This window comes from Dellaglioa sp. CoH-57-MRSF-17 (assembly GCF_056782015.1).
The window spans coordinates 1-428 of sequence record NZ_JBXAXY010000056.1; the positions used below are offsets into that span (position 1 = coordinate 1).

Genomic DNA, 428 nt, shown 5'->3' on the forward strand with positions numbered 1-428 from the left:
GGTCTGTACTATGTGCTGCCTGCGGATTCTCCGTCGCTGGCCAACGGTCCGGGCACGGCCACGGGACGAAAAGCGGCGATGCTGGAAGTTGAAGCACTGTCCACGTCCGGTACTACTGGTGATCTGGTGCAGCGCTGGCAGGGTATGGACAGCATGTACTTCCGGTCGCGTATCAGTGGCACTTGGAGCGGGTGGTTGCAGCTGAGCAACGGTTCATTGCCACCGGCTACGACCTCGACGCTGGGTGCCGTTATCGTCGGCGCTGGTCTGAACGTGACATCCTCAGGATTGCTGAGCACGCAGATTCAATCAGTCAATGGCAAGACCGATCAGTATTTGGTTCTGACTGCCAACGATGTTGGTGCGATTCCATCTGACCAGATAGACAAACCGGGCGGCGTTGCCGGCCTATCGGCAATTCCTAACGG

At 58.2% G+C, this 428-nt stretch carries 1 protein-coding gene; it reads left to right on the forward strand.

Annotated elements, in window-relative coordinates:
* Positions 1-78: 78 nt before the first annotated feature.
* Positions 79-428 (forward strand): hypothetical protein (locus AC1RPJ_RS07840; RefSeq protein ID WP_481762853.1); only part of this gene is annotated, 350 nt, incomplete at its 3' end.